General features: G+C 71.9%; 11 protein-coding genes. 10 read left to right on the plus strand and 1 reads right to left on the minus strand.

Annotated features, from left to right (window positions below; all coding sequences use genetic code 11):
• From IEY91_RS14165 to obgE, 5 genes are all read left to right on the plus strand, one after another.
• Positions 1–3,403, plus strand: a 3,403-nt coding sequence (locus IEY91_RS14165; RefSeq protein WP_189174221.1) for an Rne/Rng family ribonuclease, incomplete at its 5' end; no start/stop codon positions are given.
• Positions 3,404–3,662: 259 nt separating this feature from the next.
• A complete protein-coding gene (locus IEY91_RS14170) occupies positions 3,663–5,033 on the plus strand; it encodes a phospholipase D-like domain-containing protein (RefSeq protein WP_164325097.1) in 1,371 nt (456 codons plus the stop codon).
• A 214-nt stretch (positions 5,034–5,247) separates the two neighbouring features.
• Positions 5,248–5,568: a 50S ribosomal protein L21 gene (gene rplU / locus IEY91_RS14175; RefSeq protein ID WP_030362614.1), complete on the plus strand. Its 321-nt coding sequence runs from the start codon at positions 5,248–5,250 to the stop codon at positions 5,566–5,568.
• A gap of 14 nt (positions 5,569–5,582) precedes the next feature.
• Positions 5,583–5,837 carry a 50S ribosomal protein L27 gene (gene rpmA / locus IEY91_RS14180; protein WP_030362615.1) on the plus strand — a complete coding sequence of 85 codons (255 nt, stop codon included), beginning with the start codon at positions 5,583–5,585 and terminating at the stop codon, positions 5,835–5,837.
• Positions 5,838–5,972: 135 nt separating this feature from the next.
• A complete protein-coding gene (gene obgE, locus IEY91_RS14185) occupies positions 5,973–7,421 on the plus strand; it encodes a GTPase ObgE (RefSeq protein ID WP_164325099.1) in 1,449 nt (482 codons plus the stop codon).
• A 112-nt stretch (positions 7,422–7,533) separates the two neighbouring features.
• Here obgE and IEY91_RS14190 read toward each other — a convergent pair whose 3' ends face one another.
• Complete coding sequence (locus IEY91_RS14190) at positions 7,534–9,624, minus strand: CDP-glycerol glycerophosphotransferase family protein (protein WP_189174222.1); 2,091 nt, start codon at positions 9,622–9,624, stop codon at positions 7,534–7,536.
• 309 nt (positions 9,625–9,933) lie between these two features.
• Between IEY91_RS14190 and proB the strand changes: the two genes are divergently transcribed.
• The 5 genes from proB to IEY91_RS14215 all read left to right on the plus strand — a co-directional run bounded on the left by proB (position 9,934) and on the right by IEY91_RS14215 (position 15,111).
• Positions 9,934–11,067, plus strand: coding sequence for a glutamate 5-kinase (gene proB, locus IEY91_RS14195; protein ID WP_189174223.1), 1,134 nt, complete (start codon positions 9,934–9,936; stop codon positions 11,065–11,067).
• Between the two features lie 264 nt (positions 11,068–11,331).
• Positions 11,332–11,835: a DUF8830 family protein gene (locus IEY91_RS14200; protein ID WP_164325105.1), complete on the plus strand. Its 504-nt coding sequence runs from the start codon at positions 11,332–11,334 to the stop codon at positions 11,833–11,835.
• A gap of 130 nt (positions 11,836–11,965) precedes the next feature.
• A complete protein-coding gene (locus IEY91_RS14205) occupies positions 11,966–13,249 on the plus strand; it encodes a glutamate-5-semialdehyde dehydrogenase (protein WP_164325107.1) in 1,284 nt (427 codons plus the stop codon).
• A gap of 49 nt (positions 13,250–13,298) precedes the next feature.
• On the plus strand, positions 13,299–13,946 hold the full coding sequence (locus tag IEY91_RS14210) for an SCO2584 family spore wall biosynthesis protein (RefSeq protein ID WP_189174224.1): 648 nt from the start codon (positions 13,299–13,301) through the stop codon (positions 13,944–13,946).
• Positions 13,947–14,046: 100 nt separating this feature from the next.
• Complete coding sequence (locus tag IEY91_RS14215) at positions 14,047–15,111, plus strand: SCO2583 family membrane protein (RefSeq protein ID WP_164325110.1); 1,065 nt, start codon at positions 14,047–14,049, stop codon at positions 15,109–15,111.
• The last annotated feature ends 42 nt before the right edge of the window (positions 15,112–15,153 follow it).

Consider the following 15,153-nt stretch of genomic DNA (forward strand, 5'->3'; position numbering starts at 1 on the left):
GGCCCCCGCGGCCGACGTCGCGCCCGCCGACGACAAGCAGGCACCGGACGTGCAGGCCGAGAAGTCCGAGCAGCCGGTGAAGACCGAGGCCGCCCCGCGTGGCCGTGACGCCGGTGACGCCGAGGCCGACGCCGGCCCGCGTGGTCGTACGCGTCGCCGTGCCACCCGCAAGGCCGCCGCCGGGTTCACCGCGCCCGCCGAGCCGGACGCGCGGTCCGGCGAGGACGGCGAGCGGCGTCCCGCGCGGCCTTCCGTGGCCGTGTTCCAGGCGCCCGTGTTCGCCGAGCCGATGTTCCAGACCCCGGAGCGCGCCGCCGCCGCTGCCGCCGCCGAGGCGGCCGAGCAGCCCGTCGAGGCCGCGCCTGCCGTCGCCGTCGAGGAGGAGACCGGGCCGCGCCGCCGTCGCCGCCGTCGCGCCGCCGACGAGCAGCCCGCCGCCCCGGCGCCCGCCGCCGAGGAGGCCGAGGAGCCCGCCGAGTCCACTGAGCACACCGCGCCCGCCGAGGCCGACGCCGACGTCGAGACCGAGGCCGACGAGGCCGCGGACGACGACGCCGGTGAGCGCCACGGCCGTCGCCGTCGCCGCGGTGGCCGTCGCCGCCGTCGCGGGGAGTCCGCCGACGCGGACGGCTCCGCCGACGCGGACGACGCCGAGCAGGGCGACGACGACAACGACGAAGCGGCGGACGCCGCCGACCAGGCCGACGACGACAACGACGACGAGGGCGCGGAGGCCGCAGGCGGCTCCAGCAGCAGCCGTCGCCGCCGTCGCCGTCGCCGCCGCGCCGGTGACACCGGTGAGGCCGAGCCGGGCGAGGGCGACCCGGAGCGCACGGTCGTCAAGGTCCGCGAGCCCCGCAAGAAGGGCGACGACCACCCGTCCGACGAGGTCCAGTCCATCAAGGGCTCGACGCGTCTGGAGGCGAAGAAGCAGCGCCGCCGCGAAGGCCGCGAGCAGGGCCGCCGCCGCGTCCCGATCATCACCGAGGCCGAGTTCCTGGCCCGCCGCGAGGCCGTCAACCGGGAAATGATCGTCCGTCAGAACGGCGACCGCACCCAGATCGGCGTCCTCGAGGACAACATCCTCGTCGAGCACTACGTCAACAAGGAGCAGTCGACTTCGTACGTCGGCAACGTCTACCTGGGCAAGGTGCAGAACGTCCTGCCGTCGATGGAGGCCGCCTTCATCGACATCGGCAAGGGCCGCAACGCCGTCCTGTACGCCGGTGAGGTCAACTTCGAGGCGCTCGGCATGGCCAACGGGCCGCGCCGCATCGAGTCCGCCCTGAAGTCCGGGCAGTCCGTGCTCGTGCAGGTCACCAAGGACCCGATCGGCCACAAGGGCGCCCGCCTGACCAGCCAGGTCTCGCTGCCCGGCCGCTACCTGGTCTACGTGCCCGAGGGCTCGATGACCGGCATCAGCCGCAAGCTGCCCGACACTGAGCGCGCGCGTCTGAAGACCATCCTCAAGAAGATCGTCCCCGAGGACGCGGGCGTCATCGTGCGCACCGCCGCCGAGGGCGCGAGCGAGGACGAGCTGCGCCGTGACGTCGAGCGGCTGCAGGGGCAGTGGGAGGACATCCTCAAGAAGTCGAAGATGACCACCACCAGCTCGCCGAGCCTGCTCTACGGCGAGCCGGACATGACCGTCCGCGTGGTCCGCGACATCTTCAACGAGGACTTCTCGAAGGTCATCATCAGCGGCGACGAGGCGTGGGAGACCATCCACGGCTACGTCTCGCACGTCGCGCCCGACCTCGCCGACCGCCTCTCGCGGTGGACGTCCGAGGTCGACGTCTTCGCGACGTACCGGATCGACGAGCAGCTCGCCAAGGCGCTCGACCGCAAGGTGTGGCTGCCCTCGGGCGGCTCCCTCGTGATCGACAAGACCGAGGCGATGGTCGTCATCGACGTCAACACCGGCAAGTTCACCGGTCAGGGCGGCAACCTCGAAGAGACCGTGACGAGGAACAACCTCGAAGCGGCCGAGGAGATCGTGCGCCAGCTGCGTCTGCGCGACCTCGGCGGCATCGTCGTCATCGACTTCATCGACATGGTCCTGGAGTCCAACCGGGACCTGGTCCTGCGGCGGATGCTGGAGTGCCTGGGCCGGGACCGGACCAAGCACCAGGTCGCCGAGGTCACCTCGCTGGGTCTCGTACAGATGACCCGCAAGCGTGTGGGCCAGGGCCTTCTGGAGTCGTTCTCCGAGACCTGCGTGCACTGCAACGGCCGTGGCGTCATCGTGCACATGGAGCAGGCGACGACGGCCGGTGGCGGCGGCAAGCGCAAGAAGCGCGGCCGCGGCGGCGACCAGGCCGCGGCGCACGACCACACGCACGAGACCGCGGACAGCGCCGACTCCGGTCAGGAGACGGCCGCCGAGGTGGCCGCCGAGGTCGCCGAGCCGGTCGCGCTGCCCGAGCCGGACTTCGTGCCGGACGAGGAGCTGTACAGCAGCCCGGCCGAGGCCGAGGCCGCCGCTTCCCGTGGTGGCCGTTCGCGGCGCCGTGCCACGCGCCGGGCGTCCGCTCCGGCGGGTGCGCCGAAGTCGGAGACGGCCGAGGCCGGTCCGTCCGAGCGCGAGGAGCGTGCCGAGAAGGCTGAGAAGCCCGAGAAGGCCGAGAAGCCGGAGAAGGCCGGGCGCGCCGAGAAGAGGGCCAAGTCCCGTGCGGGCAAGGCCAAGGCGGAGGCCGTCGAGGCCGCAGCCCCGGTCGAGGAGACCCCGGCTGCTCCCGTCGCCGAGGCCCCGGCCGCTCCCGTCGCCGAGGCGCCCGCCGCGCCTGTCGCTCCCGTTGAGGACGACGCGGCTCCCAAGGGGCGTACGCGGCGTCGTGCGACCCGTAAGGCGACGGCTCCCGCCGGTTCGCCCAAGGCCGCGGCCGACAGCGGCGAGGTGATCGTCGCGGAGCCGGTCAAGCCGGAGCCGGAGGCGGTCACCGAGGCGCCTGCCGCCGCCGAGCCGGTCGCGCAGGCCGCCCCGGCCGAGCCGGTCGCGGAGCCCGCCGCCGAGGCCCCGGCGCGCCCGCGCCGCCGTGCCGTGCGCAAGGCCACCGCGCCGACCGCGCCGGAGGAGACGGCCTTCGTGGTCGTCCCCGCGGCGGACAAGCCGGCCGAGGCCGCCACGGAGCAGCCGTCCGAGGACAAGGCCGAGGCGCCCGCCGCCGACGCCGCCGAGGAAGCCGCTCCGGCCGCCAAGAAGACGGCGCGCAAGACGGCCAAGAAGGCCACCGCCAAGAAGGCCGCGACGAAGAAGACCGCGGCCAAGAAGACGGCGACGAAGAAGACGGCCGCCAAGAAGACGACGGCCAAGAAGGCGGCGAAGACCGCCACTTCGAAGAAGGCCGCCGCCGCGGCGGAGCAGTCGCAAACGGCGGTCTCGGCCCCGGCCGACGCCGGCTGATCCGTCTGACGGCTGGTCACGCGTCAACACCGGTGCCCCCGCACGGCGAACCCGCCGCGTGGGGGCACCGGCGCGTCGGGGCGCGGTGTGATCGGTCCGCGCACTCAATGCGCCGTTTTCAGCCGCCACTTGGAACTGACAGGCTTACCTGTAAGACTCATGCGGTTTGCTGAACGTGAAGAAACGTTGTTGGTAGTGAGGACATGACGCGGGCGCGCCGTGGGGAGACCGCGCGCCGGGGTCAGGGGAGGGATGCACCATGGCGCAGTCGCGCCTCAGAGGTACGGGCCGCCACCGCGCCGTGAAGCAGGTCAGGGGAGGACGGCAGGCCGCGGCGATCGCCACGGTGCTCTCCGCGGCGGCGAGCCTCCAGGCCGCGGGCATGGGCGTCGCGGGCGCCGCCCCGGACGACAAGGCCACCACGCCGACCTGGACCGAGGGCCCGGTCTTCAACGACCCGCTCGGCACGGAAGAGGCCCAGCACACGATCCGCACCCGCCTGATCCAGCTCACCGACGCGGCCGTGCCCGGCTCCACCATCAAGGTCGCCGTCTACCACGTGTGGGAGGCCCCGGTCGTCGACGCGCTCCTGAACGCCCGCCAGCGCGGTGTCCACGTACAGATCCTGCTCGACTCCACGAGCCGCACGGACCGCCCGGACAACCCCTCGTACGCGAAGCTCGCGACGTCGCTCGGCACGGACCGGAGCGACAAGTCCTTCGTCGCGCTGTGTCCCACGGACAAGTCGTGCCTGGGCGACCCGCGCCACGGAAAATCGATCATGCACAACAAGTTCTGGCTGTTCTCCCAGGTCAAGGGCGCCCGGGACGTCGTCGTACAGACCACGTCGAACTCGACGCCGTCGGCGCACACCAAGTTCTTCAACGACGCGCTGCTGCTGCCGGACAACCCGGCGATGTACGACGCGTTCGCCGAGTACTTCGACGACATGGTGCGCAAGGACTGGCGGGGCTGGGACTACCGCACGGCCAGCAACGGGCAGTACAAGGCGTACTTCTTCCCGCGCGAGGGCACGGTCAACGAGACCGACACCATGTACTCGGTCCTGAACAACGTCTCGTGCACCTACAAGGACGCGAACGGCGTGAAGCGGCAGACCAGGGTCCGCGCCTCCATCTTCAAGATCACGCGCAAGCAGATCGCCGACAAGCTGGTGTCCCTGAAGAAGGCGGGCTGCGCCGTCGACCTCGTCTACGCCGAGACGGACAGCGCCAAGAGCCAGGGCGGCACCCCCGGCACCTGGGAGGCCCTGCACAAGCGCGGCGGCCCGACCCTGCGCTGCTACAACGACGACCGGGACCCGCTGCTGCCCGGCCAGAAGCTGGTCACGCCGTACATCATCCACAGCAAGTACGTCCTCATCGACGGCGTGTACGACGGCAAGCGCAACAAGGTCTCCTTCACCGGTTCGCAGAACTACACGGCGCCCGCGCTGCGTGAGAACGACGAAGTGATCGTGAAGGTCGACGACGACTCGGTGCACGACACCTACCGCAAGCACTTCGACCGGGTGAAGAAGGTGGCCTGGCCGGGGACCAGCGACAAGACGGACCTGTGCCGGGGTGTGAAGCCGCTGCCGCCGGACGGCGAGAAGCCCACCCCCCGCTAGCGAGGGCGTGGGCGCGGACCCGGTTTGACCCGTACGGACGCGCCCCGTAACCTTGACCGTCGGCGTGTTCCTATGCCACGCCCAACCCCTGTAAACCTCATTCCTCCCGGAAATCACGCGGAATTCCGTGTGACATCGGGGAGAGGCCGTTCGCGCCATCGGCGCGGGGCGGCTGGACTGCGGGGGTCCCGTTCCGAGCGAGAGAGAGATCCGCGTGTACGCCATCGTGCGCAGCGGTGGTCGCCAGCACAAGGTTGCTGTCGACGACATCGTTGAGGTTGACAAGATTTCCACCGCCAAGGTTGGCGACACGGTCGAGCTCTCGACCCTGCTCGTTGTCGACGGCGACGCCGTGACCAGCGACCCGTGGGTCCTGGCCGGCATCAAGGTCACCGCCGAGGTCGTGGACCACCACAAGGGTGCCAAGATCGACATCCTTCGGTACAAGAACAAGACCGGCTACCGCCGCCGTCAGGGTCACCGTCAGCAGTACACGGCGATCAAGATCACCGGCATCCCCACGGCTGCGAAGTAAGGGACTGAGACAAGATGGCACACAAGAAGGGCGCATCGTCCACTCGGAACGGGCGCGATTCCAATGCTCAGCGGCTCGGTGTGAAGCGCTTCGGCGGTCAGACCGTCAACGCCGGTGAGATCCTGGTCCGCCAGCGCGGCACCCACTTCCACCCGGGCACGGGCGTCGGCCGCGGCAAGGACGACACCCTGTTCGCGCTGGACGCCGGTGCGGTGGAGTTCGGTACCCACCGTGGCCGCAAGGTCGTGAACATCGTTCCGGTCGCCTGATCACTCAGGTTCCGTAGAACAAGTTCTTCGCTAGGGCGGACCTCGACTTCTCGTGCTCCTGGAGTGCGGGAAGCGGGTCCGCCTTTTGCGTGTTAGACGTAAGACATTCCCGTACGTTTCTGGAGGCACTGAACCATGACCACCTTCGTGGACCGCGTCGAGCTGCATGTCGCCGCGGGTAGCGGAGGCCACGGCTGTGCCTCCGTTCACCGTGAGAAGTTCAAGCCGCTCGGCGGCCCGGACGGCGGCAACGGCGGCAGGGGCGGCGACGTCATCCTGGTCGTCGACCAGTCCGTGACCACGCTCCTCGACTACCACCACAGCCCGCACCGCAAGGCCACCGCCGGCAAGCCCGGCGAGGGCGGCAACCGCTCCGGCAAGGACGGCCAGGACCTGGTCCTGCCCGTCCCGGACGGCACCGTCGTCATGGACAAGCAGGGCAACGTGCTCGCGGACATGGTCGGCCACGGCACCCTGTACGTCGCCGCGCAGGGCGGCCGCGGGGGCCTCGGCAACGCGGCGCTGGCCTCCGCCCGGCGCAAGGCGCCCGGTTTCGCGCTGCTCGGCGAGCCCGGCGGCGGCGGTGACGTCGTCCTGGAGCTCAAGACGGTCGCGGACGTCGCGCTCGTCGGCTACCCGAGCGCGGGCAAGTCCTCGCTGATCTCGGTGCTCAGCGCCGCCAAGCCGAAGATCGCCGACTACCCGTTCACGACCCTGGTGCCCAACCTGGGCGTCGTCACGGCCGGTGCCACGGTCTACACGATCGCGGACGTGCCCGGTCTCATCCCCGGCGCCAGCCAGGGCAAGGGCCTCGGCCTCGAGTTCCTGCGCCATGTGGAGCGGTGCAGCGTGCTCGTGCACGTCCTGGACACGGCGACGCTGGAGTCCGACCGTGACCCGGTGTCCGACCTCGACGTGATCGAGGCGGAGCTGCGGGAGTACGGCGCGGGCCTGGAGAACCGGCCGCGTCTGGTGGTCCTCAACAAGGTCGACATCCCCGACGGCCAGGACCTGGCCGACCTGGTGCGGCCCGACCTGGAGGAGCGCGGCTACCGCGTCTTCGAGGTCTCCGCGGTCGCCCACAAGGGCCTCAAGGAGCTGTCCTTCGCGCTCGCCGGGCTCGTCGCCGAGGCGCGGGCCGCCAAGCCCCAGGAGGAGGCCACGCGCATCGTCATCCGGCCCAAGGCCGTCGACGACGCGGGCTTCACCGTCACGCGCGAGGAGGAAGAGGGCGAGGCCCTGTTCCGCGTGCGCGGCGAGAAGCCGGAGCGCTGGGTGCGCCAGACCGACTTCAACAACGACGAGGCCGTCGGCTACCTCGCCGACCGGCTCAACCGCCTCGGCGTCGAGGACGAGCTGATGAAGGCCGGTGCCCGCGCGGGCGACGGCGTGGCCATCGGCGCCGAGGACAACGCGGTCGTCTTCGACTGGGAGCCGTCGCTGTCCGCCGGAGCGGAGATGCTCGGGCGGCGCGGCGAGGACCACCGCCTGGAGGCCCCGCGCCCGGCCGCGCAGCGCCGCAGGGACCGGGACGCGGAGCGGGACGAGGCGGAGCGGGCGTACGACGACTTCGAGCCCTTCTAGGCCGTAGGCCTTGGGCGGGGCCCGGTCCCCGTCAAGTGAAAGGCCCCCGTCACGTGAAAGGGCCCCGGAGCGATCATTCGCTCCGGGGCCCTTCGCTGTCTTCACCGTGCGGCTACGCCGACTCCAGCTCCTCCGCCGGGTCCGCGTCCATCGCGGCCTCCGCCGCGTCCACGGCCTCGGCCGACTCCTCGCGCTGCCCGGGGATCGTCGTCTCCTGGCGGGCCTCCGCGCGGGCGCGGCGGGCGTCGGACTTGGCGGACAGGGCCAGGGCCGCCGCGTTGAAGCGGACCAGCGAGGGCGGGTCGGACGGGCCGAGGAGGTGCTCCTTCAGCTCGGCGCGGGCCTCCGCGTACGCGTCCTTCTCCGGGTTGCGCACGGCGTCCAGGAGGGCGGGCATGCCGTGCGCCTCGGGCGCGAGGACCGTCGCGGCGCGCACCGTCGGGAAGCCGGCGCGGAAGTCCGCCTCGCTCAGCCCGGAGGTGTTGGCCACGGCGTACGGCTTCTCGCTGCTCAGCCAGTCCGAGACGACCGAGGAGACATCGCTGATCAGCAGGTCGGCCTGGTTGAAGCAGGAGAAGATCGCCGGGCGGGACTCGGTGACGATCTGGTGCTCCCACTCGGGCAGCGAGGCCCAGTACGCCGACTCCCACGCGGCGGTCGCCTCGGCGATCGCGGCACGGCTGTCGCCGTCGGGGGCGCCCTGGAGCATCATCCGCTCCATCTCGTCCACGCTCTTGCGGAACTTCTTGGCGGTGAGCAGGTTCAACGCGTCCGCGCGGGCGGTGAGTTCGGCCGCGGCCTCGGGGCCGGGACGGGCGCCGGAGCGCCGCGTGTTGGCCTCGCGGATCATGGCCTTGATGCGCTCGTTGGCGGCGCCCGCGGCCGGGTTCTGCGAACCGGTCATCGGGTGCGGCTTGTAGACCAGGCGCACGGCCGGGTCGGCGAGCAGGTGCCGGACGATGTTCTCGCCCGCGAGGACGACCGAGGTGTTGCCGGGGTTGCCGTCCCAGCCCTCCCAGGTCGGGGCGTAGAGCACGGTCGTGAACGCGCCCGTGGGAGCGCCCGCGTACGGCCGGATCGGCGAGAGCTGGGGGCGGCCGACCTCGACCACGTCCTTGTCCTCGATGCCGATGTCGGCGAGCTGGTAGCGGTCGCGCGCCGCGGGGCCCGCGACCCACACCTCGTCGTACGCCTTCGCGTACGGGTTGCAGGACGAGAGCTTGTCGCTCTCGCCGTGGTTGATGAAGGCGTGCTTGAGCGAGGGGATGCGCAGGACCTGGGAGGTCTTCGCGGCGTTCGCCGGGTGCAGCATCATCTTCAGCGTCGACGTCTCCAGGGAGAACATCGTGGCGACCTTCGGGAAGCAGATGATCGGCACGTCCGTGGAGTCGATCTTCTGCACCATGAAGCGCTCGCGCAGCACGATCAGCGGGTTGCCGTCGAGCTGGGAGAGCGTGGAGAGCCACATGTTCGCCTGGTACGCGGACGTGGTGCCGCCGGAGAAGTACATGGCGACCGTCGGCTGGTATTCGGCCAGCCACTTGTCGAGCCACTCCATGACGGCCTGGTCGTTCTTCGCCCGCTTCTTGGGCAGCATCCAGGTCGCCAGGTAGACCGCGCCGCCGCCCATCATGACCACGGAGACACCGAGGCCGATGCCGCCCCAGTAGGCGTCCGTGGTGGCCGCCGTCAGGACCAGGCCGAGCGTCGCGGGCACGGAGAAGGTGAGCAGGCGGCGCGCCTGCTGGCGGGCCAGTATCCGCGGCGGGGCGGAGCTGAGGTGCAGCGCCGAGGAGTCGATGTTGCGCGTGACGATCGGCAGCGTACGGGCGCGGCGGACCATGACGGCGACGGCCTGGCAGAAGAAGTGCAGGGCGTAGAACGCGAGCAGCGTGATCGTCAGCGGCGACTGCTCGGCGAGCGGCTCGATGCCGTCGATGCGCAGCAGACCGACCAGGACCAGCATGTCGCGGAGGAGCTGCCGGACGGTGACGTCGAAGCGGATCTTGCCGAGCAGGGAGAGCAGGCCCGGCTGCTTGTACTGCAGGTAGATGTCGAGCGCGAGGTTCGCGGCCGACGCGGCGACGAACACCGGGACGTACGGCACGAGCGCGGAGACGAGCTGCGCCGTGAAGAGTGCGAACATCGACAGCAGCGCGGTGAGCTGTACGACGCGGCGGGGGGCGAGTCCGGCGGAGGGCACGGGCTGGGGCTCCTGGCGGGGGGCGTTTCGGACGGGGGAGGGCGGTGCGGGGTCCGGACGTGTGGACGACACCCATCCGGATGAGTGGAAGACCCCTGACCGTATGACGCTCGGTGCCTCCGTAGCAATCTTCCGTGACGCTAATCACCGGATAAAGGGGCAAAGGTAACGGATCTCCGGGACCGTGGTCCGACCCGCGTCCGCCGGCCCGTCCGCCGACCGAAACGCGCGGGCGCCGCCGCCTCGGACTCACGTACATTGCTGGTCCACAGCACATGGGGACCATTGGGGAAGCACGTGACAAGGGCCGTGACAGGGACAAAGGGACGGGCGGACGTCGCGGGGGCCCACCGGGTCGTCGTGAAGGTGGGGTCGTCGTCCCTGACCACCGCGTCGGGCGGTCTCGACGCGGACCGCGTGGACGCGCTCGTCGACGTGCTCGCCAAGAGCCGCAGCGGCGGGGAGCGCGAGATCGTGCTCGTGTCCTCCGGGGCCATCGCCGCCGGGCTCGCCCCGCTCGGCCTGCGCCGCCGCCCCAAGGACCTGGCCCGCCAGCAGGCCGCCGCCAGCGTCGGTCAGGGCCTGCTCGTCGCCCGCTACACCGCCTCCTTCGCGCGCTACGGCGTCCGCGTCGGCCAGGTACTGCTCACCACCGACGACACCAGCCGCCGCGCCCACCACCGCAACGCCTCGCGCACCCTCGACAAGCTGCTCGCGATGGGCGCCCTGCCCGTCGTCAACGAGAACGACACGGTGGCCACCGACGAGATCCGCTTCGGCGACAACGACCGCCTCGCCGCCCTCGTCGCCCACCTCGTGCGCGCGGACCTCCTGGTGCTCCTGTCGGACGTGGACGGCCTGTACGACGGCGACCCGGCCGCCCCCGGCACCGCGCGCATCGCCGACGTCGCGGGCCCCGCCGACATCGAGCACGTCAAGATCGGCAGCGCGGGCAAGGCGGGCGTCGGCACCGGCGGCATGGTCACCAAGGTCGAGGCCGCCCGGATCGCCGCGGCCGCCGGCATCCCCGTCGTGCTCACCTCCGCCAGCCAGGCCGCCGACGCCCTCGCGGGCCGCGACACCGGCACCTACTTCCGCCCCACCGGGCGCCGCTCCGCCGACCGCCTGCTGTGGCTCCAGCACGCCTCCGCGCCGCGCGGCTCGCTCACCCTCGACGACGGGGCCGTGCGCGCGGTCGTCGAGGGCCGCAAATCGCTGCTGCCCGCCGGGATCGCGGCGGTCGAGGGCGAGTTCATCGCGGGCGACCCGGTGGAGCTGCGGGACACCGCGGGCCGGGCCGTCGCGCGCGGTCTGGTGAACTTCGACGCCAAGGAACTGCCGCGCTTGTTCGGCCGTTCCACGCGCGAGCTCGCGCGTGAGCTCGGGCCCGCCTACGAGCGCGAAGTGGTGCACCGGGACGACCTGGTCGTCCTGCATCCCTGACGTTGTGGAACGGATGCACCACAAGGCCGGAGGAAGGTGCACCACCAACCCCCGGAGACGGTGCACCACTAGTCCCGCGCGGCTCACGGGCACCAGCGGGAATCAGGCCGAAAACAGGCGCGAACGCCGTGTCACGGCTGGCTCGGGCGAGGTGAAACTCCGCAAAACCGCCCCGCGGGAGCGCTTGTCCTGCTCAACTTTGTTGCAAGGCAGTTCCGCACGACCGTTGCGTATCCGCACCATCACTGGTTGAAGGAGGCCGTCGTGAGACGAGTGCGCCCAGGGGCGGCGTCCCGCGGGTCGGCTGAGCGCGCGCTGACCAGCGTCGCCGCGGGGGCGGCGTATGGCGGCGACGCGGTCGAGGGCCACGACCGGGAGGCGCGCGAGCGGCAGGCGGGGGACACCGACGCCGGCGAGCCCGCCGACGCGCCCCGCCTCTGGCACGTCACGCTGAGCGTGTCCGGAGCCAAGACGCCGCTGGCGGAAGTCCGGCGCGGCCTCGAACAGCTCGCCCACGATCACCCCTTTCTGCTGACCAGCCGGTACGCCCAGGACCACGCGGAGATCCGCTACTGGGAAGAGGCCCGGGACCTGCACGACGCCGCCGCGGTCGCGCTGCGGCTGTGGGGCGAGCACCGGCAGAGCGCGCAGCTGCCGCCGTGGGAGATCGTGGGGCTCGAAGTGATCGACCGTGACACGTACCACCACCGGATCGCGGAGGGGTACGGGCCGCTGCCCGCGACGCCGGTAGGAGTCCATCCGTTCTAGCGGGCGGTGGCACGTGACCGTAGTGGTCAATACCAGCCATGTCCGCCCCACCGCCCACCGCAGGGCGGACCCCGTCTCGCTGGACGGAATTCAGTCTGGACGCCCCCCGGCGCGAGGCTACGCTGCCCCCATGACCGCGCTCTCGCCGTACGACAACATGTCCCCGGTCGCCCAGGCCGCCTACCGGTCCCGCGCCGCCGCGGCCACCCTCGCGCCACTTCCGCGCGCCGAGAAGGACGACGCGCTGCTCGCCATCGCCGACGCCCTCGAAGTGCGCACGGCGGAGATCGTCGCGGCCAACGCCAAGGACATCGCGAAGGCCCGCGAGGCCGGCACCAGCGAGGCGATCGTCGACCGCCTCACCCTGACCCCCGAGCGCGTCCGCGCCATCGCCTCCGACGTACGGGACGTCGTCGCCCTGCCCGACCCGGTCGGCGAGGTCGTGCGCGGCTCCACGCTGCCCAACGGCATCGACCTGCGCCAGGTCCGCGTCCCCCTCGGCGTCGTCGGCATCATCTACGAGGCCCGCCCGAACGTCACCGTGGACGCGGCCGCCCTCTGCCTGAAGTCCGGCAATGCGGTGCTGCTCCGCGGCTCGTCGTCGGCGTACGAATCCAACACCGCGCTGGTGCGGGTCCTGCGCGACGCCGTGCACGGCGCGGGACTGCCCGCCGACGCCATCCAGCTCGTGCCCGGCGAGAGCCGCGAGTCCGTGCGCGAACTGATGCGGGCGCGCGGCCTCGTCGACGTCCTCATCCCGCGCGGCGGCGCCTCCCTCATCAAGACCGTCGTCGAGGAATCCACCGTCCCCGTCATCGAGACCGGCACCGGCAACTGCCATGTGTACGTGGACGCGCAGGCCGACCTCGACATGGCCGTCGACATCCTCATCAACTCCAAGGCCCACCGCGTCAGCGTCTGCAACGCCGCCGAGACCCTGCTCGTGCACGCCGACATCGCCGACGCCTTCCTGCCCCGCGCCCTCGACGCCCTCGCCGAGGCCGGCGTCACCGTGCACGCCGACGAGCGCGTCCAGGCGTACGCCCCCGGCTCCAAGGCCACCGTCGTGCCCGCGACCACCGAGGACTGGGAGACCGAGTACCTCTCGTACGACATCGCGGCCGCCGTCGTCGACGACCTGGAGCAGGCCGTCGAACACATCCGGCTGTGGACCTCCGGGCACACCGAGGCCATCGTCACCACCTCGCAGCAGGCCGCCCGCAGGTTCACGCAGCTCGTGGACTCCACGACGGTCGCCGTGAACGCCTCCACGCGTTTCACCGACGGCGGCCAGTTCGGCTTCGGCGCCGAGATCGGCATCTCCACGCAGAAACTGCACGCGCGCGGACCGATGGGCCTGCCGGAGCTCACGTCGACGAAGTACATCGTCACGGGCGACGGTCACATCCGCTGAATTCCCGCTGCGCCTGCCCAAAATGCCCCTCCAGGTCTACGCTGGACGGGTGCCGGAGGACGTGGGGGGCACGCCGTCTCCGGACGGCTGGGAGCCCGACGACGACCGCGACCACGGGAATGCGGACGAGGAGTTCGCCTCCGTGGTCTTCGACGAGGATTTCGTGCGCGCCGCCGAGATCCATGAGCCCACCGCGGTGGAGCGGCTGCTCGCCGCCGCCCAGGCACGCGCCGAGGCCTCCGAGGCCGAATCCCGCCGCGGCCGCGCCCGCCGCCGCGGCCCGGACACCCCGGACGACGACTTCGAGGACTATCCCTACGACGCGTACGACGGATACGGCCCGGACGGCTCGGTCGGCTTCGGCCCCGACGCCGACCGGGACGACTGGGACGACCGCGACGACTGGGAGGGCCGGGAGTTCCTCCAGGACGGCCGCGGGCGCTACGGCCGCCGCGGCGCGCACGTCCGCTGGCACCGCCCGGTGGCCTGGCTGCTCGCCCTCCTGATGGGCATAGGCATGGTCGCCTTCGCCTTCGTCGCGGTGTACCGGGGCGCGTCGTCCGGCCGCCAGGACCGGATACCCCCGCCCGCCACCACCGAGGTCGAGCAGAACGCGAGCCCCGGCGGCTCCGGCGGGCCCTCCGCGTCGGCGGAGTTCGGCCAGCCCGCGGTGCCCGCCGAGCCCCGTACCCCCTGACAGCGCGCCCGCGCCAACTCGACGGCGCACGTGAGGAGTTGTCAGAACTTGTCGTGTACCAGGGCGTTTACCTCACGGCCCGGAGACCTACCCTGAAGGTATGGGCGGGCCAGGAGAACCACCTGCGGGGACACCCGAGGGCGCTCCCGGTGGTGAGGACGAGTACCGATCCGTCGTGTTCGACGAGTCGTTCGTGCGCGCTGCGCGGCTGCAGGAGTTCTCCGCGCGGGAACGGATGGGCGATCACGCGCGCGCCGTGCGCCGCAGGCCATCCCCGCACCGCCGCCTCTCCCGCCAGGTGATCGTCCTCGTCGTCCTCATCGCCGTCGCCTTCGGCACCGCGATCTACATGGGCGTACGCCACCCCTACGGCACCCCCGCCGCCAAACGCCCCGACCCGCTGCGGATGACCGTCATACCGCTCGCGCCCCAGGGCCGCGTACCCGGCACCGCCAAGATCGCCGACCTGTTCGCGAAGAGCCCCGCAGCACAGTTCCGCCTCGGCGCGGGCGGCATCAACCTGCCCGCCGCCCGGCGCACCGCGCACTTCTCCGCGGACCAGGTCGTCGCTGCGCTCTCCACCGCCAAGGACTACCTCGTGGAGTCCTCGCTCGACCCGGACGTCCTCATGGGCCGCGCAGTGCGCTCCCCGCGCGTCCTGCTCGACCCCGGGCAGCTCGACCAGTTCGACCGCAGCATCGCGCACCCCGCCGCCGACGGGCGGCACGCGCCGACGGGCTGGCTGGTGCGGTTCGACCCGGCGAAGACGGCGCTCGCCCACCCGGGCGTACGCGTCCAGGGCACCCTGCGGGCCGGCGAGACGGACAAGAACACCCTCGAAGTCGCCTCGGACCACACCTTCGTCTACGCGCTGCGGCCCGCCCGCACCGACGGCCGCGCCCGCGCCTCGCTGTTCACCGTCCGGCGCGAACTGCACTTCCGCTTCGACCGCGACGACCTGCGCATGCACCAGGCCGAGCTGCTCGCCTCGTACGTCCAGGCCGGGCCGCTGGCCTGCTCCGCCGACAGCACCCGGGTCCTTCGCCCGCTGCTCGCGGGCCAGCGGGCGAAGGCGGGCGGGCCCGCGGGCACCGATCCGTACGCGACCGGGGACGCGACGGCGCTGTGCGGGACGCTGGCGGGGGCCGCCCAGCCTTCGCTCTGAGTGCTGCTCGGTGCTGCTCGGTGCTACTCGGTGTTGCTCGGT

The sequence above is a fragment of the Streptomyces lasiicapitis genome, from assembly GCF_014646335.1.
GTDB lineage: Bacteria > Actinomycetota > Actinomycetes > Streptomycetales > Streptomycetaceae > Streptomyces > Streptomyces lasiicapitis.